We start from the raw sequence: 22,897 nt of genomic DNA, 5'->3' as shown, positions 1-22,897 counted from the left end.
GCTGCATAGTTTCGACGTTACTCCTGAAGTCGGCGCAATTTACCGCTGCTAATCGGCTTTTCATTTGTTTTATTTACAGAAACTTCCTGGCAGGCAAAATAGCGCTTATTTCCTCTCCCTCAGCCAATCATGTCCGAAGAAGCGCTGCGTCAGCAGATTCAAAACCTGAAAAAGCATAATGCGCGATTGAAGCGTATAGCGCATGACGCGCGTAACAAGCTGAGTGCAGCGCTGGACGGAACCGGTCTTTGTTTGTGGCAGCTGGATATTCCCAGCGGCAAGCTGGTGATTTTTAATCGTCGCTGGGGCGCAATGCTGGGTTTCCAGCCGAAAGAGACCAAAGCGCAGTTCGACGTGTGGCGCGAACGCCTGCATCCGGACGACGCTGACGAAGTGCTGAAAGCCTTTTACGATCACATTGAAGGGCGCGCGCCTTACTACGAAGCGCTGCACCGCATGCTGGGCAAGAATGACCAGATTAAATGGGTGCTGGATCGCGGGCGCGTCACCGAATGGGACGAGGCAGGCAACCCGATCAAGGTCACCGGCACGCACATTGATATGACCAAAGAGAAGCAGTACGAAGCGCAGCTCTCGTCTTTGGCGCATCACGATCCGCTGACCGGGCTGACCAACCGCCACGCGTTGCACACGCAGTTCAGCAAGCTGAAAGCGTTGGGACCGCTGTGTGTGGCGTTTATTGATCTCGACAACTTTAAACATGTTAACGACACGCTGGGACACCGCAGCGGCGATGAGGTGCTGATTCAGCTTAGCCAGCGCATCATCGACGTGGTGCCACCGAACGTGGTGATTGGCCGCCTGGGCGGCGATGAGTTTGTGCTGCTGATGCCGTTTCTTATCGACTATCCCAAAGTGCGAATTATGCTGCAGGCGGTGCTGGATGCGGCGCTGACGCCGTTTGATATTGATAACGGTCACGCGCAGATTGGCGCGTCGATTGGTATTACCCAAGTGCAGGAGCGTGACGGTTTTGATGATGCGCTGACGCGTGCCGATGAGGCGATGTATCAGATTAAGAAGAACGGTAAGCAGGGGTTTGGGTTGGCATCCTCTGCGCTTTGATGCCCTCACCCTGGCCCTCTCCCGCAAGCGGGAGAGGGAACAGACCGAGCGAATACGTTATTACATGTGGCAGCGTTTCCCTCTCCCTGTGGGAGAGGGTCAGGGTGAGGGCACCAGCCCGCAGAGGACTAAAACGCAAAACACGAACAGCCTAGCGCGCCCCAGAACGCATTATTATCCGACACCGGCACCGATGACTGGCGTGCGACATCGTGCGCGTGACTATGCACGCCGCACGGTCCGCTGCACTGATGCACTTTCGGCATCATCGCAGCGCGGCCATTGGCCTGCGGCGGGGCGCTGCGATAGTGGCCTGGCACCGTTACCACCGGTGACCACTCGGGCAGCACCGGCACCGGCGGCGGTGACAGCGGCGTGAAGCCACCCGCGGCATAAACTACTTCGCCATCCACCAGCGTCAACACCGATTCAATGCCTTTGATCTCCTCTTCCGGCACGCTGAAGAAATCTTTCGACAGCAGCACCAGATCCGCCAGCTGGCCGACTTTGATCTCGCCCTTAGCGCTCTGCTCATTGGAGAACCAGGCGCTACCTTTGGTCCACAGCATCAGCGCGGTTTCGCGGTCAATGCGTGCATTATCATCGTACAGTTGCATGCCGCCGACGGTGCGACCGGACACCAGCCAGTAGAGCGCGGTCCACGGGTTGTAGCTGGCGACACGCGTGGCATCGGTACCCAATCCTACCGGCACCCCGGCTTCCAGCATGCGCGCCACCGGCGGCGTCTGTTTTGCTGCCTCTTTGCCGTAGCGATCGACAAAATATTCGCCCTGAAACGCCATACGATGCTGCACCGCCAGGCCGCCGCCGAGCGCCTTCACGCGTTCAATATTGGCTTCAGTGATGGTCTCCGCGTGGTCGAAGAACCAGTGCAAACCGTTGAACGGAATATCGCGGTTCACTTTCTCGAAAACGTCGAGCATGCGGCTAATCGATTCGTTATAGGTGGCATGCAGGCGGAACGGCCAGCGGTGTTCCACCAAATGGCGCACCACGCGCTCCAGCTCATCTTCCATGCCGGGCGCTAAATCCGGACGCGGTTCGAGAAAATCTTCAAAATCGGCGGCTGAGAACACCAGCATTTCCCCGGCGCCGTTGTGACGCAGGAAATCGGTGCCCTGGCCGGGCTTCAGCATATCGGTCCAGCGTTCGAAATCCTGCAGTTCATGGCCGGGATTCTGGGTGAAAAGGTTGTAGGCAATGCGCACCGTCAGCTGCTTTTTGGCATGCAGTTCGGAAATCACATCGTAATCATCTGGAAAGTTTTGGAAACCACCGCCGGCATCGATAGCGCTGGTCAGGCCGAGGCGATTTAGCTCACGCATAAACTGACGCGTCGAGTTCACCTGCTGCTCCAGCGGCAGTTTTGGACCTTTCGCCAGCGTGGCGTACAGCAGCATGGCGTTAGGACGGGCGATCAGCATCCCGGTTGGATTGCCGTTGCTGTCGCGCTGAATCTCGCCACCCGGCGGGTTCGGCGTGTCTTTGGTGTAACCCACCACGCGCAGCGCGGCGCGGTTGAGCAGGGCGCGATCGTACAGGTGCAGGATAAATACCGGCGTGTCAGGCGCGGCGGCGTTGATCTCATCCAGCGTCGGCATGCGGCGTTCGGCAAACTGGAACTCGGTCCAGCCGCCGACCACGCGCACCCACTGCGGCGACGGCGTGCGCAGCGCCTGGTCACGCAGCATGCGCAACGCATCCACCAGCGACGGCACGCCTTCCCAGCGCAGCTCAAGATTGTAATTCAGCCCGCCGCGAATCAGGTGCAGATGCGAATCGTTGAGGCCAGGAATACCGGTGTGACCTTTGGCATCAATAATTTGTGTGTCACTTCCGGCGAAGCGCATCACCTCGGCTTCACTGCCGACCGCGAGAAATTTGCCGTCTTTAATCGCCACCGCTGTGGCCAGCGGATTGGCACGATCTACCGTGTGGAACTTGCCGTTAGTGAAAATCAGTGAGGCCGTTGTCATGGTTTTTCTCCAAAAGATTTCGCATTGCGTGGCTGAGTCAGTGTTAAAGCGCTTGCTTCGTTGGTTAAAAAAATACGAAATGAGAGCAGTTATTGATAACGGATTGTTTTTGGCTTGTTGTTCAACAATTTTTGGGGAGGAGGGGCAATGCGTTTAAACCTTGAGGCGCTGTTGATTCTGGACGCGCTGGATCGCCACGGCACCTTTGCGGCGGCGGCCGCGCGACTATTCAAAACCGCCTCGGCATTGAGTTACACCGTGCAGAAGATGGAGAGCGACCTGAAAATCACGCTGCTCGATCGTTCTGGTCATCGCGCCACCTTTACGCCGACCGGGCGCCTGATGCTCGATAAAGGGCGCACGCTGCTGCGCGCGGTGAATGAACTGGAACAGCAGGCGCGCTACGTGGAGAGCGGTTGGGAAAGCCAGCTGGTAATAAGCGTAGATGCCTCCGTGCCGTTTAGCCTGCTGACGCCGTTGATTGATGCGTTTTATCAGCAGCATCCACATACCCAGCTGCAGTTCCGTCAGGACGTGCTCTCCGGCTGCTGGGAAGCGCTAAACTATGGCGAAGCGGACATTGTCTTTGGCGCGGTGCAAGAGCCCGCCACGCGCAAAGAGATCGTCTGCCAACCGCTGGGCTGGCTGGAATACGTGTTCGCGGTTGCGCCCGGGCATCCGTTAGCCAGTGCAGCGGAGCCGCTGCAGCGCGAACTGATTCGCCAGTATCGCGCCGTCACCGTGCACGACTCCTCGCGTCACGGGGCGGGCGTTGATTTACGCGTGCTGGATGAACAGAAAACCTTGAGCGTGCACGATTTCCCCACCAAGCTGCAGGCGCAGCTGGATGGCCTTGGCTGCGGCTATTTGCCGCTCTATCTGGCACGTCCACATCTGGCAAGTGGGGCGCTGGTGGCGCGCCAGCTGGATAGCGAATGCCGTCGCGATATGGCGTACCTGGCATGGAACGAAAGCGCCTGCGGTAATGCCGCCACCTGGTGGCGTGAGCATCTCCTCACGCTGCCAGGTTTGCATGATATCTACCTGCCCGCGTAATCAGATGGCGATATGGTGGCTGACCTGCGGGGCATCTTCGCCCTGATGATATTGCAGCACCGCCTGTTGCAGCGCAGCATCAGCGTGGGAAACGCGCTGGTGCTGACGCAAATGCTCCTGCCACGACTCCACCAGAAACCACTCCAGCAGCGCGTTGGGGTCGTCAGTTTGCGCCATCAATCCCCATGAGTAAGCGCCATCGCGGCGGCGTGACTGCGCCAGCTTATGAATAGCCAGTTTGAACGCGGCGCGATCTTCTGGCATCACGCGATAGCGAATCTGAATCAATACCGGCCCCTGACGCACATCGAGGTTGGCATCCACCTGCGGTTCCACCCAGTGCAGCGCCGGCTGCAGATCGGCTTCACCGGCTGGCAACACTAGACGTTTCAGCAGCAGCGCGCTGATAATCAGGCCCGCTCCGGCGATCAGCAGCGTATTGGCCAGGCCGATATGTTGGGCGATTAAGCCCCATGCCAGGCTGCCGCCCGCTAGCGTGCCGTTGAACACCATCAAATAGACCGCTAAACCGCGACCGCGCACCCAATCGGGCAGCACCGCTTGCGCGACGCCGTTCAACGTCGTGAGCGCGATAATCCAGCCCACGCCCAATACCAGCATCAGCAGCAGCGCCAGCCACTGCGGCGGACTCATGGCTAATCCCAGCATCACTAGCGCGCTCAGCACCGCAGAGAGCAGCAGCAGGCCATCATGACTCATTGCGCTGCGCAGACGCGGCAGCAGCAGCGCGCCGGCAATGGCACCGCCGCCCACCGCGCCGAGCAGCAAGCCGTAGAAGCCAGCGGTGCCTTGCAGCATGTTGCGGGCGACTAACGGCAGTAACGCCCACATGGCGCTGGCGAAGGCGAAGTACAGCGCGGCACGCAATAACACGCGGTGCAGATCGTGGCTGGCGCGCACGTAACGCAAGCCAGCACGGAACGCGCCGAAGAAGTGTTCATTCAGCTCGGTTTTGGCTTTCGCCGGACGCTTCCAGTACAGCAGCGCGGCGATAACGAAAAAGTAGCTCGCCACATCCGCTCCGTAGGCCGCCATCGCCCCAAAACTGGCCAGCAGCAATCCGCCCGTAGCCGGACCAATGGCGCGCGCGATGTTGATGCCGAGCGAGTTGAGCGCCACGGCGTTTTTCAACTCATGACGCGGTACCAGCTCCGGCACAATCGCCTGCCAGGCAGGACCAAACAGCGCCGCGCCGATCCCGCCGACGAAGGTCAGCCCGATTAACCATTCGACGGTCAGCCAGTGGTTATGCGACAGCAGCAGCAGGGTGCCGCTGACGCTGGCCATTAATATTTGCACTACAATCAGCAAGCGGCGGCGGTCAACAATATCTGACAGCACGCCCGCGGGCAGCGCCAGCAGGAACACCGGCAAGGTCGCAGCGGTTTGCATCAGCGCCACGGCGGTGGGGTTATCCGATAAGCCGGTCACCAGCCAGGCGCTGGCGACATCGCGGATAAAGCTGCCGGTATTGCCGAGTACCGAGGCGGTCCAGATCAGGGCGAATAGTCCGTAACCGAAGGGAGAGAAGGCACCGCTGCGCGGCGTGGCTGATTGGGGCTGGCTCATCATCATGTTCCTGTAAGAGTGCGATGTAAGCACCTTACGAAGCCTGCAGTCTGCTTGATAGCGGAAAAAATCCATCAACTTGTCCAGGCTTTTTTAACAGCGCTTGAGCCGCAAAAAAGATTGAACAAGTTGTCAAAATCTCTGCTTTAGGTTTTTCCCCTCGCTCGATGTAGTTTGATTGGCAGACACAACATCACTCACTTACGGAGCAAAAAACATGAGCACATTCAAGACGAAAGACGGCGTTAACCTCTATTTTAAAGATTGGGGTAAAGGTCAACCGGTGCTGTTTAGTCACGGCTGGCCGCTGGATGCCGATATGTGGGATAGCCAGCTGAATTTTCTGGCTGAACGTGGCTACCGCGTCATTGCTTTTGACCGTCGCGGCTTTGGTCGCTCCGAGCAGCCGTGGGAAGGCTACGACTACGATACCTTTGCCGATGATATTCAGGGTCTGATTGAGCATCTGCAGTTGAATGAGGTGACGCTGGTGGGCTTCTCAATGGGCGGCGGCGATGTGTCGCGCTATATCGGGCGTTACGGTACGGAGAAAGTGAAAGGGTTGGTGCTGCTGGGCGCGGTCACGCCTATCTTCGGTAAAACCGCCGATCATCCTGAGGGCGTTGAGCAGTCGGTGTTTGATGGCATTAAAGATGGCTTACGTAAAGATCGGGCGCAGTTTATCAAAGAGTTCGCTACGCCGTTCTATGGCATCAACGCTGGGCAAACAGTTTCTGACGGCGTGCTGACGCAGACGCTAAATATTGCGCTGCTGGCATCGCTGAAAGGCACTATTGATTGTGTGACCGCCTTCTCCGAGACCGATTTCCGCGCGGATATCGCTAAGGTTGATGTGCCAACGCTGGTGATCCATGGCAGTAACGATCAGATCGTGCCGTTTGAAGCCACCGGTAAACTGGTGCATGAACTGATTAAAGGTTCGGAATTGAAGGTTTACGAGAACGGCCCGCATGGCTTTGCGGTGACGCATCAGGATCAGCTGAATGCAGATTTGTTGGCGTTTCTACAGAAGTAAGGCGTGGTTTTTCCCTCACCCTAACCCTCTCCCGTAGGCGGGAGAGGGGACTAATCCAGCGAATACGTTATGACTGTCTGCTGCAATATTTAATCTTCTCACCCCTAATTATTCCCTCTCCTGCTTGCGGGAGAGGGCTAGGGTGAGGGGCATTTAGGGCATCAGCGCACCATCTCAATCCGCCAGTAAATGCCCATACATCGTCATTAACCGGCGGGTAACACCGTTGGTCCAGCCGAAACCATCCTGCAGCGGATATTCGCCGCCGCCGCCCGGACGGGCACGATCGCCGCTGATGTCATATTTCTCTACCAGCTTATGGTGCAGCGTATAGAAATTATTCACCGTATTCAGCCAGTTAACGGCAATTTCCGTCGCCAGCGTCTCTTCGCCGTAATGATTCAATCCGACCACCGCCATCCACTGCAGCGGAGCCCAGGCATTTGGTTTATCCCACTGCTCGCCGCTTTCCACCATCGACGTTAACAAGCCGCCTTGCGTCAACAGCAAATGACGCAGCGCCACGGCCTGCAGGTGCGCCTGTTCGGGCGACGCGAGGCCGAGGAACAGTGGCACCACTGCAGCGGCGGTGAAGGCGCCAAAGCGCTCGCGACGCCAGTCGTAGTCACGATAAACCCCGGCGGTGTTATCCCACAGGTAGCGGTGAATTGCCTGCTTACGCGCATCGGCTTTTTTCTGCCATGCCAGCGCCGTCAGCTCTTCGCCCTTGGCATGCGACAGCGTCGAAATCATCAGTTCCAGCTTGTAGAGGAACGCGTTGAGATCGATCGGGATAAATTGTGTGGTGCGAATACTCGCCAGACGCTGCGGGTCGCGCAGCCAGCGTGAAGAGTAATCCCAGCCTGATGCGGCACCGGCACGCAGATCGCGATACACTTCGTTCGCCGGACGTCCCGATTTTTTCGCGGTTTCAATATCTTCCAGCCATGACTCATCACGCGGCGTGTCGCGGTCATCCCAGTAACGGTTCAGCAGCGAACCATCTGGCATGCGCACCACGTGGCGATAGGCCTGATGCGGCATCAGTTCGCCCGCGCCATCCATCCAGAATTGGTACTCTTTCATTAACTGATCGAGATAGCGTTTCGCGCCGCGAATACCATCCTCTTCGAACAGTTCCACCATCAGCGCAAACACCGGCGGCTGCGAACGGCTGAGATAGTAAGTCCGGTTGCCGTTTGGCACGTGACCGTAGTTATCAATCAACCAGGCGAAGTTGTCCGCCATATGGCGCAGCAGATCGTCGCGTCCCGCATCGGCGAGGCCAAGCATGCTGAAGTAGGAGTCCCAGTAATAGGTTTCTCCAAATCGACCGCCCGGCACCACATAAGGTTTTGGCAGCGGCAGCAGCGAGGAATGCGCTAAATGTTGCTGCGGCATTTTGGTTAACACTGGCCACAGGTCGTCTATATGTTCCGTTAAGGTTTTATCCGGATTAGAAACATAAAAGCTCTCATTCACCTGCGGTGAATAAAAATGTTCGTGCACGAATTTTTCCAGATCAAAATCCGCTGCACGTTTACGCCGGCGAAAGCGGATTAAAATATCCAGCGGGTCGAATTTAGGCGCACAGTCCGGGAAGGTTTTGCTGTCGGCAAATATGTGCGAAGTCTGCACCTGCTCAAACAGTTCCATGTAGCGATCGGCAGGCGTCAGCGCATCCGGCGCGGGAAGACCTTCGATCAGCTCAGGTTCCGGCTCCGAATCTTGCATACCTTCGCGGACAAATTCATGAGGATTATATTGATACTCCAGTTCAGCATCTGCGCGTCGATCCTCGAAAGCGTTATATTGCTGTTGGTTAGTATTAATAGCAGCCTCCTGGTAAATTCTTGAATGCGTAAAGAACAAATTATAGAGCTCTGAACGGGCGAAACAACAATGCGAATTATCTATGAACGTAATAAATCATGTCGATGGATCGCGGGTTTTTACGATTTTTCAGCGATTACAACGGACTATATTTCAGGAATTGAAAGCGGCTTTTAGGATGGATGTTTAAATAACTGCACAGAATTATCTGTAATTAAGAAAATCGCTAATATTGGCGTGAAAAAGGGCGGGATGGCTTGATCAATTTATGGCAAACGCAGCGGGAGTTGAGCGGTTTTTCCCTCACCCTAACCCTCTCCCACTTGCGGGAGAGGGAATGTTTAGGGCTGAAGCGAACTCGATCGGCTCCCTCGCCCGCTTGCGGGAGAGGGCTGAGGGACCAAGCGCACCTTACTTCTTCAACGAGGCTTTAATCACATCCGCATACGGCGTGGTTGGGCGGCCAATCAGTTTGCTCAGGGTATGGCTATCATCGAACAATCCGCCTTTCTCGGCACCGGCATCGGAATCCGCCAGCATCTCGGACAATCCATCCGGCAGCCCGGCGCCTTTCAGCGCGGCGGCAAACTCCGCCTGCGGCAGGTTGATGTAATCCACTGGCTCACCAGACTGTTTGGCGATCTCGGCACTAAACTGCGCCAGCGTGTAGCTGTCGTCGCCGGCCAGCTCATACACTTTGCCAGCCTGATCGTCACGGCTCATCACCTCAGCCGCTGCGGCCGCATAATCACTACGCGCAGCCGATGAGATGCGACCTTCGCCCACCGCACCAATAAAGGCATGATGCGCCAGCGCAGGGGCAATGCTCGCGGCATAATTTTCGGTGTACCAGCCATTGCGCAGCAGCGCAAACGGAATGCCTGACGCTTTCAGCTGCGCTTCAGTAGCGCGATGCTCAACGCCTAAACCCAGTGGTGAAGTCTCGGCATGTAGCAAGCTGGTGTAAGCGATAAAGCTCACGCCCGCAGCCTTGGCCGCATCGATCACGGCTTTGTGCTGTGCTTCACGCTGGCCGACTTCACTGGATGAAATCAGCAGCAGCTTATCAACACCGGCAAATGCGCTTTGCAGAGTTTCCGGTTTGCTGTAATCCGCCGCACGCAGCGTGATGCCTAGCGCTTGAAGATCGGTCGCTTTCTCAGGTGAACGCACCGCTGCAATGACGTCGCTGGCGGGCACTTTTTTCAATAACTCGTTAATCACCAAACGGCCCAGTTGGCCAGTGGCGCCGGTAATCGCAATCATGATGTTCTCCTTCAGGTTCAGCTGGAATGAAAACAGCCTACGGGATAAGCTAACTTATAGTAAGTACTTACAGATTTGTTAGTTTGCAGAAGGCAAGATAAATGTCTGAAAAGATGAGTGAAAAATTTACGCGCGGCGAGTTGCTTAACGTCAATTGTCCTTCGCGCGAAGTGCTAAAACGCATTACCAGTCGCTGGAGCGTACTGATTTTACTGGCGCTGCGCGAAGACACCCTGCGTTTTAGCGAACTGCGTCGCAAGATTGGTGGCGTCAGCGAACGCATGCTGGCGCAGACGCTGCGCTATATGGAAGAGGATGGTTTTGTTGAGCGCATCGCCTATGAAGTGGTGCCGCCGCATGTGGAATATCGCTTAACATCGCTAGGCCGCGAAGTGGAAGGGCAGGTGACCGGGCTAGCAGATTGGCTGGAGAGCAATGTGCATCGGATTCTGAAGCCTGCTCATTAACATGGTCGCCATGAATGGCGTAATGCCGATTAGTTAAGCGCTGAGCAACTTTCGTTCGCCATCGGCTGGGGGCAGTTTCAGCTCTGCCGTGCGGCGACCGAGCAAAGGGCGTCTGGCCACGCCCTCTGCACTCCGGGCCCTGCGCCAGCCCATCCCGCCGCTTCGCGGTACCTTCACTCCTTCTCGATTCCTGACGGACCGGCGGCGATTCGCTCCTGCTCAGCGCCGCCTCTCGCCGCATCCCTGCGGCTCGCCCTGGAATCCCTCACTCGCTCAGCGGGTTGGGATGTCGCCTCAACACCCGCGCTGCAGCATCCATGCGTTTTTCTAGATCACCATCGCTGTAACGCCTGTAGGGTCGCCGTTCATGGCGACCATAAAGGCATCAGGCATGCAAATACTTCTCAAACCAGCCCAGTGTGCGGCTCCAGGCCAACTCGGCGGCGGCTTTGTCATAGCGCGGCGTCGAATCATTATGGAAGCCATGATTCACGCCCGGATACACATAGCCTTCATAAACTTTATGGTTGGCTTTCAGCGCCTCTTCATAGGCGGGCCAGCCTTCATTGATGCCTTTATCCAGCGCGGCATAGTGCAGCAGCAACGGCGCTTTGATGCGCGGCACATCCTCGGCTTTAGGTTGACGTCCGTAAAACGGCACGGCGCAGGCTAGATCGGGAAATGCCACCGCTGCGGCATTCGCCACGCCGCCGCCGTAGCAGAAGCCGGTAATGCCCACTTTGCCGGTGCCTTCCTCGTGATGCATCAGGAAATCAATCGCGGCGAAGAAGTCATTCATCAATTTGGTGGGATCGACTTTGGCCTGCATGGTTTTGCCTTCGTCATCGTTGCCCGGGTAGCCGCCCAGCGAGCTCAAGCCATCCGGCGCAAGTGCGATATAACCGGCTTTTGCCACGCGTCGTGCCACATCTTCGATATAAGGATTCAGGCCACGATTCTCGTGCACCACCACCACCGCAGGCACTTTGCCTGTTGCGTTGGCCGGACGTACCAGATAACCGCGCACCTCGCCGTGCCCTTGTGGCGAGGGATAGTGAATGTATTCGGGTTTGATCGCCGGATCGGTAAATTCCACCTGCTGAGCCAGCGCATAGTTCGGGCTCATTGCGCTTAACAACGTGGCACCCGTCATCCCGGCAATGGTGAATTTTGCCGCCATCGAGATGAATTCGCGTTTGCTGATTTTTCCGTGGGCGTAGTAATCGTAAAGCTCGAGCAGTTCCTGAGGGAAATCCTGTGCGGTAAGACGGGCCATAACCTCTCCTTCGCTGTTTTAACTGGTTGATTACTGCTCTAAAAAAGCACAGCTTGCCGTCGCTGGCAAATGCCATGCAGCACCAGGTTAACGCCGCGGGCTTTACATCACGTCACTAATAAGCATCAGGAATATATCTTTTTGTTCTAAAATAGTTATCTTTTAATTAACAATTAAGATCATGTTTATGTGTCCGGAAATATTTACATGCCAAAATGCCGGCTGATAAATAATCCATTTTTTCTCCGCACTAAAAAATAAATAAATGAAGTGCTTACCTGATAAGCACAGCGGGAATATGCCGCAAATAATAACAATATTGTCACAATGAATGAGGGTGATTAACCTTAACGTGGTGATTTTTAAAGTATTAGTTTCTACTGAAAACAATGATCGAAATCAAAAAACACTGTTATAGTTTTACCGACTTCCACTGTTTCTTTTCGTTCGCATCGCTTGCTTTTACATTGGTGCGACATTTCTTTAAGCACGGCGAAATATCGCGCTGCGCTCTGCTTGTTAATTATAAGTAAAAATTTCGGTGTAATTTGTGGCAATGAGGTAAGCAATGTTTGGATTAGATGCCTTTCATCTGGCAAGGGTACAGTTCGCCTTTACTGTTTCCTTCCATATTATCTTCCCAGCCATCACCATCGGTCTCGCCAGTTTCCTGGCGGTGCTTGAAGGGATGTGGCTGAAAACCCGTAACGAGACCTATCGCGATCTCTACCATTTCTGGTCGAAAGCTTTCGCCGTTAACTTCGGTATGGGCGTGGTATCCGGTCTGGTGATGGCCTACCAGTTCGGTACCAACTGGAGTGGTTTTTCGCAGTTTGCCGGCAGTATTACCGGCCCGCTGCTCACCTATGAAGTATTAACCGCCTTCTTCCTCGAAGCGGGCTTCCTTGGCGTGATGCTGTTTGGCTGGAACCGCGTCGGTCCTGGCTTGCACTTCTTCGCGACCTGCATGGTGGCGCTCGGCACCATCTTCTCCACCTTCTGGATTCTTGCCTCAAACAGCTGGATGCATACGCCGCAGGGCTACATCATTCAGAACGGCATTGTGGTGCCGGAAGATTGGCTGAAAATCATCTTCAACCCTTCATTCCCTTATCGCCTGTTCCATATGTCGGTTGGTGCCTTCCTTGCCAGCGCCTTCTTTGTTGGTGCATCGGGCGCGTGGCATCTGCTGCGCGGCAATGACAATCCAGCGATTCGGAAGATGTTCTCGATGGCGCTGTGGATGGCACTGATCGTGGCACCGATTCAGGCGTTGATTGGTGATGCGCACGGTCTGAACACCCTTGAGCATCAGCCAGCGAAAATCGCTGCGATTGAAGGTCACTGGGAAAATAAATCGGGTGAAGCGTCGCCGCTGATTCTGTTCGGTGTGCCGGATATGGATCAGGAGCGTACTAAGTACGCCGTTGAGATTCCGTATCTCGGCAGCCTGATTCTGACGCACAGCCTCGATAAGCAGATTCCTGCGCTGAAGAGTTTCCCGAAAGAAGATCGCCCGAACTCAACCATCATCTTCTGGTCATTCCGCGTGATGGTGGCGCTGGGCCTGCTGATGATTACGCTGGGCGTGGTTAGCCTGTGGCTGCGTTTCAAAGGTCGCCTGTATCACTCGCGTCCGTTCCTGTGGTTCACGCTGCTGATGGGGCCATCGGGTTTGATCGCCATTCTGGCCGGCTGGTTTACTACCGAAATTGGTCGTCAGCCGTGGGTGGTGTATGGCGTGCAGCGCACCATTGATGCGGTCTCCGCGCATGGCGATATGCACATGAGTATCAGCCTGCTGGCGTTTATTCTGGTCTACTCATCGGTATTTGGCGTCGGCTATCTCTACATGATGCGTCTGATCAAAGAGGGTCCGGTGACCGGCGAAGGTAAAGAGGTTGATCACGGTGGTCCGGGTCAGCATCACACGCCAGCGCGTCCGTTGTCGGCGGCGAAAACCCATAGCGAAAAGAGTGGGGAGCACTAAGATGATCGACTTTTCAATTATCTGGTTTGCCATCATCGTATTCGGCACCCTGATGTACATCGTGATGGATGGCTTCGACCTCGGCATTGGCCTGCTGCTGCCGTTCAATAAAGATCCCATCGAACGCGACATGATGGTCAACACCGTTGCGCCAGTATGGGATGGTAACGAAACCTGGCTGGTGCTGGGCGGCGCGGCGCTGTATGGCGCATTCCCGCTGGCGTATTCAGTTCTGCTGGATGCGCTGTCGATTCCGTTAACGGCGATGTTGATTGGCCTGATCTTCCGTGGCGTTGCTTTTGAGTTCCGTTTCAAAGCCACTTTGGAACATCGCGCGTTCTGGGATAAGTCGTTCATTGCCGGTTCACTGCTGGCGACCTTCAGCCAGGGCGTGGCGGTTGGCGCGATACTGAATGGCTTCCCGGTGGTTGGCCGCGAATATGCCGGTTCAGCGATGAGCTGGCTGGCACCGTTCCCGCTGTTCTGTGGTGTCGGTTTGGTCATCGCCTATGCGCTGCTGGGTTGTACCTGGCTGATCATGAAAACCGAACACGATCTGCACCGTAAAATGTCTGCGCTGGCCACGCCGCTGACGCTGACGCTGCTGCTGGTGGTGGGGATTATCAGCATCTGGACGCCGCTGACGCATGCGGATATCGCGCAGCGCTGGTTCACGCGTCCAAACCTCTTCTGGTTCCTGCCGGTTCCGGTGCTGGTGGTGCTGTGTTCGTGGGGGATTGTACGTGCGATTAAACGCGAAGCGCATTACTCGCCGTTCATCCTGACGCTGGCGCTGATTTTCCTTGGCTTCTCGGGCTTGGGCATCAGCATTTGGCCGAACATCATTCCACCGTCAATCACCATCTGGCAGGCCGCTTCTCCGGCCAGCAGCCAGGCGTTTATGTTGGTGGGTGGCTTGCTGATTATTCCGGTAATTCTGGGTTACACCTTCTGGAGTTACTACGTATTCCGCGGAAAAATCAAAGCAGACGAAGGATACCATTGATATGAAAACCGAGGTCAGCAGCATGAAAACTCACACTGAAACGAAGATTCCGTGGTGGAAGCAGGTGATGTGGCTGGTTGTTATTTACGGCGCAAGCGTGCTGGCACTCGGTGTGGTGGCATCACTGTTTCGTATGATGATGACGGCAGCGGGCATGCGCTCGCACTGAGCATCTGCACGGAGGTGCGCAGCAATGCGCACCCTACAAATCAGGTCCGCTATGCCCTAGGTCGCCATTCGTGGCGGCCTTTTTTGTTTTTGTGAGCTAAAAAACGTTAGTAACCTAAGCAATTAATGCTTTTCCCGCTTCGGTACGTTTACTCTTCCTTACGTTAGTAATACGTTTTTGTTATATTTATGTGACGAATAACGCATATTCATTACCTTCAACCCCTTCACTCGACCATCAAAATCATGCTCAGTCTGAATCTGAAAAAACAGTACATCATTGATCTGGTGGACTGGATCGAGGCGAATCTGACCGACGAGCTTAATGTCGATCTGATCACCCTGAAATCCGGTTACTCCAAGTGGCACATGCAGCGCATGTTCAAAGAGATGACCGGGCAAACGCTGGCGTCCTACACGCGTAAGCGTCGTCTGACGATGGCGGCGATGGCGCTGCGTCTCACCAGCATGCCGCTGATCGATATTGCCGTGCGCTTTGGCTTTGATAATCAGCAGAATTTTACGCGGGTGTTTAAAAGTCACTTCTCGATGACGCCGGGTGCTTATCGCCGCATCCCGGACATGCTGATGAAGGATTTCCACAGTCGTATCTCAACGCAGCGCGAGTGGGTGAATGCGCGTCTGGCGCAGAAGCCGGAGATTCAGCTGTGCGGTGAAGTGATTGAGTGGGAATGCCGCTTTGGCGAATATATTGATCATCACCACCATGTAGTGGCGCAGCACACGCGTGATTTTATCGCCTTTGCCGGCCAACACGTGAGCCGCGGCTGGCTGGGCTTTCAGTTCAGTCCGGGTTTAAATTCTGCCGACCAGCAGCACATTAGTCTGTTCCAGGCGCTGGAGAGTCAGTACGCCGATGTGCTGCCGCGCAACGTACAGAACTGGACCGGTGAAAAGGGCTTGTACGCGGAGATTGACTGGCACGGTACGCCGGAAGAGATCAACGCCTTTACCGCCGAGATTTACTACAACCATCTGCCTGCGCTGGGCGTGGCACGACGTACGGGCAAAGATCTGCTTAAGCTCGATCTGAAATACAGCACGCCCGATCTGCTACAGGGCACGTTCTATATTCCGGTGGCGGATAACTAATGCATAATTCGTGCGGTAAACCGTGACAAACCGCACGATTTTATAAACTCATTGCCATAATTGGCGTAAAATTCTTCATCGAAACCTGATTGGCCGCGTAAATCACCAGCCGCCACACATCAGGCTGGATAATCACCTGCATTCCTGGTCCATTCCGGACCGCTATAGTGAATTGATAAAAAATTATGCGACTTTTACCGTTGTACCTAATGACAGCGCTTGTAGCGTTTTCTTCGCTGGCAAGTGCGCAGATGGCCGAGCCTTTTTCACCGCCGGGCGGCCTGCACCCGCATCAACCACATTGTGCGCAACATGAAATTCTTGGCGACAATGTGCTGCCGAATCATACCCAGGATGAGGGTAGCTTCGTCACCTGCGGTAACCATCAGGCTTAATACCCTTTTAATTCCGATCCAGACCGTCGCAACCCATGCACGGTCTCGGCATTAATCCTCATTTCTGCATTGCGCAATAAATTGCGCCGCTACCATTCCTGCCTTTAATTAGCTCCACATCCCCGACCGCACTTCACCGTAGCGGCGCGATTTATCGCGCTAATCTGACCTTATGATTCTCCCAATAGCATTTTTCGGCATTGCATCGAAGATATATCATAGCTAATCTTTGCCCATCAGATGAGAATGACTTTCACTATCTTTTAGGGAGACAACGCTTGCAAACTACCCCTACCGCACGCATACCGCGTCGCGTACGAAATGAACTGCGTTTCCGTCACATCACCGTGGTGAGCAAAACGCTGATTGCCGGTGAATTCTGGCGCATTGTTTTCAACGGCAGCGATCTGGCAGGCTTCAATTCGCCGTCGTTTGACGATCACATCAAAGTGTTCTTCCCGGACAGCGCCGGCAGCGCGCTGGCACTGCCACAAATGACGGATGACGGCATTGTCTGGCCGGGCGGCGTACGTCCTGCCGCGCGTGATTACACGCCGCTGGAGTTCAACGGCGTTGATTCACTGACCATCGATTTCTACCTGCACGATGGCGGCGTGGCCAGTAGCTGGGCCAATGACGCTAAGCCGGGCGACCAAATTGCCATGGGCGGCCCGCGCGGTTCGCTTATCGTACCCGCTGATTATGCCTGTCAGATTTACGTCTGCGACGAGACCGGTCTGCCGGCCTTTAAGCGCCGTTATGCTGAGATGCAGGCACAGCAGATTCATCTGCTGGCGTATGCGGATGAAGCGACAGGGCGCGATTATCTGGGGGATTTACCCAATGTGCAGGTGACCTGGCTCGGCAGCGGCACCATGCAGGCCGCTAACCTTGCCGCCATCACCGCGCAGCTGGATAACATTGCCTTGCCCGCCGATGATTACTTCATCTGGCTGACGGGTGAGGGCGAAGCGGTGAAACAGCTCAGCGATTACTTTACCCAGGGACGCGGTGCACACACCGATTACGTGCGCGCTGTGGCCTACTGGCATCAGAAATAACCGACACTTCCCCGCGCGCTGCCGCCTGTGTTGAATTTTGCCAGGTGGCAGACTACTATCAACCTCCCCAAATTGACGCTCAGGAAGGCAATGAAACAGCAGCGGGATTTTCCATGGCAGTCCGACCACGCACCGCGTGCCATCTGTGCAGGCGCACGTAAAAAGCGCCGGGAGCGAATGCTGGATGCCAGCGATATCCGCCTGTTAATGCTGCACTTTCTGGCGAACAGCTCTGCGCACGGCTATGAGCTGATCAAATCAGTCGAAGAGCTCTCCAAGGGGGAATACTCCCCCAGTCCCGGCATTATTTATCCCAACCTGACGCTGCTTGAAGAGATGGATGCGATTCGCGTGGTGGATGCGCAGGCATCACGTAAAGCCTATGCGCTGAATGACAGCGGCGCGGCGCTGCTGGCGGATAATCGTGACAATGTGGAGGCGATTATCGAGCGCTTAACTTCGCTGGCGATTCTGGTGAATAACCGCAGCATTCCGCAGGTTGAGCAGGCGATTCATTTGATCAAGCACACCTTGAATCATCGTCTGGCGCAGGAAGATATTTCGCCAGAGGCGCTGGAGATGGTGATTAACGCGCTGCACGAAGCGGCGGAGAAAATCGCCAGGAGTTAGGTGGTTGCCAGTTCCACCCGTAGGGTCGCCATTTATGGCGACCGTTCCGATAACCGTACGGAGAGCAGATCAGCTCTTCTTCTTGTCCACATGCCCCAATGCGCGATCCGGCCAGCAAACATCGCGCACGCGCTGCTTCAACGCGGCCGCATCCGGGAATCCGCCTTCCTGCTTACGCTCCCAAATCACCAGCCCATCAATCTGAATCTCAAACACGCCGCCGGTGCCTGGCTTAAGCGTTACCGCACTCAAATCCTCGGCAAAGGTATGCAGTAACTCCTGCGCCATCCACGCAGAACGTAGCAGCCAGTTGCATTGAGTACAGTAGTGAATGGTGATGGCAGGTTTCTGAGTCATAGGTGTCTCTGCTTAATTATTGATAATAAACAAGTTAACAAATTGTGCGCTCTAAGATACATCTTAATGTAAATGCTATTGATAATGATTACCACTTGCATTACATTTCTGTCGCAATCATTTATTACATAAAATAAGTCCGCAACTTTTTACGGTCTTTGCTTCAAAGTCCGTACTTTCTGGTAGCAAGCAAGTGAGCGAATACTAACAATTAACCAGGTATTTCGCGCATGTCTTCACTCTTTCAGGGATTAAACCAGCAGCGTCTTTTCAAAGTTGCCATCTTATCTTCGGCTATTCATGCCGCTTGCAGCTTTGCCGCCAGCGATAACGCCAGCAATGAGCCGGTACTCACCGTCACCGCGCCGAAGCAGCAGGCCGGCAATAAAACCACCATCACCGCGCAAGAGCTGCAAAAACGTGGCGCCAATGATTTCGGTTCGATCATGCGGTATGAACCGCTGATCAGCGCGACCGGCTCCAGCGGTGGTTCATCTGCCGGTAAAAGTGGCTTCGACCGCGCGGGTTACACCGGTTACAACATTCGTGGCCTGGAGAGTAACCGCGTCGGCATGGATATCGACGGCATTCCGATTCCGGATGCCACCGGACGTCCTTACGTCAGCCGCACCGGCAATAATACCTTTGGTATCGGCCGCGATTACATCGACCCTTATATGTTCGGCAGCGTCGACATTGAGAAGGGCGCTACTGCGGTGGATCAGCCGAATACGTCGATCGGCGGCAACGTCTCGTTCCACAACAAAACCGCCGATGATTACCTCAGCAGCGATAAAAATACCTACTTTGGCTATCAGAGCGGTTACGACTCATCGAACCGAAGCTGGCACAACGGTATCACCGCTGCCGTAGGCGATGATGAGCTGCGCGGCCTGTTTGTTTACAGCCGTCGTGATGGTCAGGAAACCGAGAACAACAGCGGCGTCAAAGAGGCTTATCCGGCCAACTGGCACTCCGATGCCTTTATGACGTCGGGCATCTGGCAGCCGAACGATCAGCACAAGCTGAGTGCCACCTTCGATTACTATCACAAAACCAATCACAGCCACTACGATACCTGGGACACCAGCGGCAACACCGTGTGGGGCACCGCGCAGCAGCAAAGTGATACGCGCCGCTGGGGCATCAATCTGGCGGATGAGTGGACGCCGTACAACGATTTCATCGACACGCTGACCACGCGCCTGTACTGGCAGCAAACCCAGGCGCATGACAATACCTGGCTGCCGACCAGCGCCAGCCAGTACGGCTTTGTTTATTCTGATTTCAACGTTGATACCTACGGTTTCGATACGCGCGGCACCAAAACGCTGGGGCGCCATGAGCTGAGTGCCGGGATTAACACGCGTCTGGATAACAGCGAGCGCCCGTTCCGTCAGGCGCCGACGCCGAGCACCTTCAGCGCCATTACCCAGCCGCAGTCAGACAGCCGCACGTTTGCCGTGGCCGGTTATCTGCAGGATAAGATCAACTTCGATCTTGATAGCCACAACTTCGCGATCATTCCCGGCGTACGCGTGATGTATCAAAGCACTAAACCGAAGGATCTGGGCGATCTTACCAATGGCAGCGCGGTGTTGACCGAAGAGCAGGTTGATGCGCTGTACGGCAAAACCAACTCTGATACTCAGGTGCTGCCATCGCTGACCTTCCAGTACGATTTGACGCCCGCGCTGACCACCTATCTGCAATACAAACGCGGCGTGCAGTTCCCTACCACCAGCCAGCTGTACGGTTCATGGAACCTGGGTTCGAGCTATGCCGGTAGCGCGCAGTATGCGCTGATTGGTAATACCGATCTGAAAACCGAAACCAGCAACAACTTCGAGTGGGGCCTGAAAGGTCAGGCCACCGAAGGCGTAACGGTTAACACGTCGGTGTTCTACAACCAGTATAAAAACTTTATCGCTTATACCCGCTATCGTCGTGCCACCAATCCGGAGATGTTCGTCAACGTACCGAGCAACATCTACACCAGCTATCAGGCTGAAAACCGCGATAAGGCCTACATTTATGGTGCTGAGATCTCCACCAAAGTGAATTACGGCACCTGGTTCTCGCAGGTGGATGGCCTGAGCAGCACCTTCGCGCTGGGTTATAACGAAGGGAAATCCAAGTCCAGCTACTCCGGTGACAAATACATCGATCTCGATAGCGTCGCACCGCTGAAGGCGATTGTCGGCCTGGCGTGGGATGACAAAGCGCGCGGCTACGGCGCAGCGCTGACCGCCACCTTCGTGAAAGGTAAGCAGGCGACGGCCACCAACCGCGAAAGCTATGCCAATGCTGGCACGCCGATCACCGATTCCACCACGGAATATATGCGTGTTCCGGGTTATGGCATGGTTGATGCGACGGCTTACTGGCAGGCGACGAAAAACGTCAAGCTGAGCGGCGGCATCTACAACATTACCGACCGCAAATACTGGGATTACACCAGCAGCCGCACGCTGACCAGCAGCAATGACCAGGAACGCAACGACATTAATCTGGCGGTGATGCCAGGCCGCACCTTTCAGTTAGGTGTTAACGTCGATTTCTAACCTCTTTTCGCCCTGCGGCAGCGCAGGGCCTTTTCATGGAGCAAGCGCAATGAACCCACGTTACGATCACTATCTGGCACTGAAAGGCGAACATCCGAAAAAGTACGCGCGCGATCTCGCCGCGCTGATGGGCATTGGCGAAGCACAGCTGTGCGAAGCGCGCGTTGGCCAGGATGCCAGGGCGTTAAAAGCCGATTTCCCCGCGCTGCTGGCAGCACTGGCCGCCGTCGGCGAAACCAAAAGCATCACGCGCAATGAGTATGCGGTACACGAGCAGGTCGGCAAATATGAAAACCTGCACCTCGGCGAGCATGCCGGGCTGATTCTTAATCCGCGCGCGCTCGATCAGCGCCTGTTTCCCAATCAGTGGCACAGCGCGTTCTTTCTGCGTGAGCAGACCGCGCACGGCGAACGCCAAAGCATCCAGATTTTTGATCGTCACGCTGATGCAGTACTGAAAATTTACGCCACCGACAACACCGATATCGCCGCCTGGGATGCGCTGCTTGCCGAGTTTGTGGTGGAGAGTGCAGCGGCATTAGATCCACAGCCTGCCAGCCCGCCGCAATACAGCAGTGCAATTGACGCCAGCAAAGTGGAAGCGGAATGGCGCGCGATGACGGATGTGCATCAGTTCTTTGGTCTGCTCAAGCGCCATAACCTTGCGCGCCCGCAGGCGTTTCGCGCGGTGGCAGACGATCTGGCACGTCAGGTGAGTAATGATTCACTGGCGCAGCTGCTGAATCTGGCGCAGCAGGATGGCAATGAAATCATGATTTTCATCGGTAACCGCGGCTGCACGCAGATCTTCACCGGCGCGGTGCAGAAGCTGATGCCGATGGATAACTGGATCAACATCTTCAATCCCACCTTCACGCTGCATTTGATGGCGGATCGCATCAGTGAAAGCTGGGTGACGCGCAAACCGAGCGGTGACGGCTTCGTCACCAGCCTCGAGCTGTTTGCCGCCGACGGCACGCAGATCGCCCAGCTGTACGGCCAGCGCAGCGAAGGCACGCCGGAGCAGGCACGCTGGCGCGAGCAGGTGACCTCACTGACAGCGGCAGGAGCATCAGCATGAGACAACTTTTGTTGCTGCTCAGCGCGCTGGCGCTGCCAACCTTCGCGGCGGAGCGCGTCATTTCCATTGGCGGCGACGTCACGCAAATCATTTATGCGCTGGATGCGCAGCAGGATTTGGTGGCGCGCGACAGCACCAGCCAGCATCCGGCGCAGGCCAACAAACTGCCGGATGTGGGTTATATGCGGCAGCTGAACGCCGAAGGGATTCTGGCGCTGAAGCCGACGCTGGTGCTGAGCAGCGAGCTGGCCAAACCGTCGCTGGTGCTGCAGCAGGTGGCACAAGCTGGCGTGAAGGTGGTGGATGTCACCGGCAAAAACAGCCTCGATGCTATCGCGGAAAAAATCGCCACTATCGGCAAGGCGCTGCATCGTGAAGAGGCCGCCAACGCGCTGATCGAAAAAGTGAACAAGCAGCGCGCGCAGATCCCACAAAAACCGTTGCCGATTAAAGTGCTGTTCATCATGGCGCATGGCGGCATGCGCACCCAGGCGGCTGGCGCGCAAACCGGCGCGGACGGTGCCATTCGCAGCGCCGGGCTGATCAACGCCATGGCGGCGGTGCCGCACTATCAGCAGCTGTCGCAGGAAGGCGTGGTCGCGGCGGCGCCGGAGTTGATTGTGGTGGGCGAAGATGGCCTGCGCACGCTGGGTGGCGAAGATAAAGTGTGGTCGTTGCCAGGATTGGCGCTGACGCCAGCCGGTCAGCATCGCGCCTTGCTGGTGGTGGATGAGATGGCGCTGTTGAGCTTTGGCCTCGATACGCCAGGCACTATCGTCAAGTTGCGTCGTGCCGCTGAAGCAGCTTCCCCGTCATACTTCAAGCCGCAGGCGCGTTAGCTGCGTGTTCTCACCCCAGTCACTTACTTTTGTAAGCTCCTGGGGATTCGAACACTTGCTGCCTTCCTGCATCTTGAATTATTTAG

At 55.6% G+C, this 22,897-nt stretch carries 20 protein-coding genes; 14 read left to right on the top strand and 6 right to left on the bottom strand.

The window, feature by feature from the left end; all coding sequences use genetic code 11:
* Positions 1–129 precede the first annotated feature (129 nt).
* Positions 130–1,086: a sensor domain-containing diguanylate cyclase gene (locus tag WH298_RS05960; RefSeq protein WP_180822441.1), complete on the top strand. Its 957-nt coding sequence runs from the start codon at positions 130–132 to the stop codon at positions 1,084–1,086.
* A 128-nt stretch (positions 1,087–1,214) separates the two neighbouring features.
* Here WH298_RS05960 and WH298_RS05955 read toward each other — a convergent pair whose 3' ends face one another.
* Positions 1,215–3,083: an amidohydrolase gene (locus WH298_RS05955; RefSeq protein WP_180822440.1), complete on the bottom strand. Its 1,869-nt coding sequence runs from the start codon at positions 3,081–3,083 to the stop codon at positions 1,215–1,217.
* Between the two features lie 147 nt (positions 3,084–3,230).
* Here WH298_RS05955 and WH298_RS05950 point away from each other — a divergent pair, with 147 nt between their 5' ends.
* Positions 3,231–4,139, top strand: coding sequence for a LysR substrate-binding domain-containing protein (locus tag WH298_RS05950; protein ID WP_180822439.1), 909 nt, complete (start codon positions 3,231–3,233; stop codon positions 4,137–4,139).
* Here the strand turns inward: WH298_RS05950 and WH298_RS05945 are convergent, their stop codons facing one another.
* Positions 4,140–5,729: an MFS transporter gene (locus tag WH298_RS05945; RefSeq protein WP_180822438.1), complete on the bottom strand. Its 1,590-nt coding sequence runs from the start codon at positions 5,727–5,729 to the stop codon at positions 4,140–4,142.
* Positions 5,730–5,946: 217 nt separating this feature from the next.
* Between WH298_RS05945 and WH298_RS05940 the strand changes: the two genes are divergently transcribed.
* The gene (locus WH298_RS05940) at positions 5,947–6,765 is read left to right on the top strand and encodes an alpha/beta fold hydrolase (RefSeq protein WP_180822437.1); all 819 of its coding nucleotides are present in this window, start codon (positions 5,947–5,949) and stop codon (positions 6,763–6,765) included.
* Between the two features lie 174 nt (positions 6,766–6,939).
* Here WH298_RS05940 and treF read toward each other — a convergent pair whose 3' ends face one another.
* A complete protein-coding gene (gene treF / locus WH298_RS05935) occupies positions 6,940–8,598 on the bottom strand; it encodes an alpha,alpha-trehalase TreF (protein ID WP_052013369.1) in 1,659 nt (552 codons plus the stop codon).
* Between the two features lie 411 nt (positions 8,599–9,009).
* Positions 9,010–9,864: an SDR family oxidoreductase gene (locus WH298_RS05930; RefSeq protein WP_180822436.1), complete on the bottom strand. Its 855-nt coding sequence runs from the start codon at positions 9,862–9,864 to the stop codon at positions 9,010–9,012.
* Positions 9,865–9,965: 101 nt separating this feature from the next.
* On the opposite strand from WH298_RS05930, the gene WH298_RS05925 reads away from it, so the two are divergent.
* On the top strand, positions 9,966–10,331 hold the full coding sequence (locus WH298_RS05925; protein WP_049850690.1) for a winged helix-turn-helix transcriptional regulator: 366 nt from the start codon (positions 9,966–9,968) through the stop codon (positions 10,329–10,331).
* Between the two features lie 385 nt (positions 10,332–10,716).
* On the opposite strand, the gene yghX is transcribed toward WH298_RS05925, so the two are convergent.
* A complete protein-coding gene (yghX, locus tag WH298_RS05920; RefSeq protein ID WP_180822435.1) occupies positions 10,717–11,607 on the bottom strand; it encodes a YghX family hydrolase in 891 nt (296 codons plus the stop codon).
* A 568-nt stretch (positions 11,608–12,175) separates the two neighbouring features.
* Here yghX and WH298_RS05915 point away from each other — a divergent pair.
* The 7 genes from WH298_RS05915 (at position 12,176) to WH298_RS05885 (ending at position 17,970) form a co-directional block, all read left to right on the top strand.
* Positions 12,176–13,597, top strand: coding sequence for a cytochrome ubiquinol oxidase subunit I (locus WH298_RS05915; RefSeq protein WP_180822434.1), 1,422 nt, complete (start codon positions 12,176–12,178; stop codon positions 13,595–13,597).
* Position 13,598: 1 nt separating this feature from the next.
* Positions 13,599–14,603, top strand: coding sequence for a cytochrome d ubiquinol oxidase subunit II (gene cydB, locus WH298_RS05910; RefSeq protein WP_007890346.1), 1,005 nt, complete (start codon positions 13,599–13,601; stop codon positions 14,601–14,603).
* A 1-nt stretch (position 14,604) separates the two neighbouring features.
* Positions 14,605–14,772, top strand: coding sequence for a DUF2474 domain-containing protein (locus WH298_RS05905; protein WP_007890345.1), 168 nt, complete (start codon positions 14,605–14,607; stop codon positions 14,770–14,772).
* 245 nt (positions 14,773–15,017) lie between these two features.
* Positions 15,018–15,884: a helix-turn-helix domain-containing protein gene (locus tag WH298_RS05900; RefSeq protein ID WP_180822433.1), complete on the top strand. Its 867-nt coding sequence runs from the start codon at positions 15,018–15,020 to the stop codon at positions 15,882–15,884.
* 209 nt (positions 15,885–16,093) lie between these two features.
* The gene (locus tag WH298_RS05895) at positions 16,094–16,279 is read left to right on the top strand and encodes a hypothetical protein (RefSeq protein ID WP_238344413.1); all 186 of its coding nucleotides are present in this window, start codon (positions 16,094–16,096) and stop codon (positions 16,277–16,279) included.
* A gap of 278 nt (positions 16,280–16,557) precedes the next feature.
* Entirely contained in the window at positions 16,558–17,340 is a 783-nt protein-coding gene (locus WH298_RS05890; protein WP_180822431.1) for a siderophore-interacting protein, read from the top strand.
* Between the two features lie 90 nt (positions 17,341–17,430).
* The gene (locus WH298_RS05885; RefSeq protein ID WP_152929106.1) at positions 17,431–17,970 is read left to right on the top strand and encodes a PadR family transcriptional regulator; all 540 of its coding nucleotides are present in this window, start codon (positions 17,431–17,433) and stop codon (positions 17,968–17,970) included.
* Between the two features lie 69 nt (positions 17,971–18,039).
* On the opposite strand, the gene WH298_RS05880 is transcribed toward WH298_RS05885, so the two are convergent.
* Positions 18,040–18,327 (bottom strand): Rdx family protein, encoded by a 288-nt coding sequence (locus WH298_RS05880; protein WP_007890340.1) that lies wholly within the window; start codon positions 18,325–18,327, stop codon positions 18,040–18,042.
* A 230-nt stretch (positions 18,328–18,557) separates the two neighbouring features.
* Between WH298_RS05880 and WH298_RS05875 the strand changes: the two genes are divergently transcribed.
* Genes WH298_RS05875 through WH298_RS05865 form a run of 3 tightly spaced genes read left to right on the top strand, consistent with a single transcriptional unit; the run spans position 18,558 to position 22,811 of the window.
* Positions 18,558–20,891 (top strand): TonB-dependent receptor domain-containing protein, encoded by a 2,334-nt coding sequence (locus WH298_RS05875; protein ID WP_180822430.1) that lies wholly within the window; start codon positions 18,558–18,560, stop codon positions 20,889–20,891.
* A gap of 49 nt (positions 20,892–20,940) precedes the next feature.
* Positions 20,941–21,972, top strand: a complete 1,032-nt coding sequence (locus WH298_RS05870) for a hemin-degrading factor (RefSeq protein ID WP_180822429.1) — start codon at positions 20,941–20,943, stop codon at positions 21,970–21,972.
* On the top strand, positions 21,969–22,811 hold the full coding sequence (locus WH298_RS05865) for a heme/hemin ABC transporter substrate-binding protein (RefSeq protein WP_180822428.1): 843 nt from the start codon (positions 21,969–21,971) through the stop codon (positions 22,809–22,811). Before WH298_RS05870 ends, WH298_RS05865 begins: the two co-directional genes overlap by 4 nt.
* The last annotated feature ends 86 nt before the right edge of the window (positions 22,812–22,897 follow it).

Origin of the sequence: Pantoea nemavictus, from assembly GCF_037479095.1 — a bacterium.
Taxonomy (GTDB): Bacteria; Pseudomonadota; Gammaproteobacteria; order Enterobacterales; family Enterobacteriaceae; genus Pantoea; species Pantoea nemavictus.
Note: the sequence above shows the minus strand (reverse complement) of the source record. Positions and strands in the feature narration are given on the sequence as shown.